Source organism: Bacillus sp. mrc49 (assembly GCF_002803435.1).
In genome coordinates this window covers 1-925 of the sequence record NZ_PHNG01000168.1, presented here as the reverse complement: position 1 = coordinate 925, position 925 = coordinate 1, and the positions used below count along the sequence as shown (strand labels likewise).

Below are 925 nucleotides of genomic sequence, written 5' to 3'. Positions count from 1 at the left end.
GGTCCCTATCCGTCGCGGGCGCAGGAAATTTGAGAGGAGCTGTCCTTAGTACGAGAGGACCGGGATGGACGCACCGCTGGTGTACCAGTTGTCTTGCCAAAGGCATAGCTGGGTAGCTACGTGCGGACGGGATAAGTGCTGAAAGCATCTAAGCATGAAGCCCCCCTCAAGATGAGATTTCCCATGGCGCAAGCTAGTAAGATCCCTGAAAGATGATCAGGTTGATAGGTCAGAGGTGGAAGCGTGGCGACATGTGGAGCTGACTGATACTAATAGATCGAGGACTTAACCAACGCTTTAAAAAAATGAAATACCTTCTTATTATCTAGTTTTGAAGGAACAACGTTCCTCATATGTTTGGTGGCGATAGCGAAGAGGTCACACCCGTTCCCATTCCGAACACGGCAGTTAAGCTCTTCAGCGCCGATGGTAGTTGGGGGTTTCCCCCTGTGAGAGTAGGACGCCGCCAAGCCATTTCGAAGATCAGCCATCCGGCTGGTCTTTTTTTGCGAGATATATTCTTATCCACGCTGTATCCAAGTGCATGAAAAAAGAATCAAATAATGATATTACTATATAGAATAGGTTAGGGCATATTATATTTGAAGCATTTTTTATGATATATGGATAAATAGGTCACCTTCTTTCTATATAATCTTAACCAGATGAAGACATCCGGACAGAATTCTTCGTTTCTGTAGGGATATATGTTAAAATTAACTTAGTTCTGAAACTGTCATTGGGGGAATAGCCGATGGATACCTCTGCTAAAGATGAAATGATTTTTTCGTTTGCTGACTGGTTGAGAGACCAAGGCAAATCAGATAATACGATCAAAACGTATACTGGTGTCCTTTCACAGTTTTGTGACCAGACACAAAAGATATTGATGGAGATTGATTCTGAAGATGTTCAGGATTATCTT

Annotated in this window: 2 rRNA genes; both read left to right on the top strand. The window is 43.2% G+C overall.

The window, feature by feature from the left end:
* Positions 1 to 293: ribosomal RNA gene (locus tag CVN76_RS01170) — 23S ribosomal RNA — on the top strand; the annotation flags it as partial.
* 63 nt (positions 294 to 356) lie between these two features.
* Positions 357 to 472 (top strand): 5S ribosomal RNA (gene rrf / locus CVN76_RS01165).
* Positions 473 to 925: the final 453 nt, after the last annotated feature.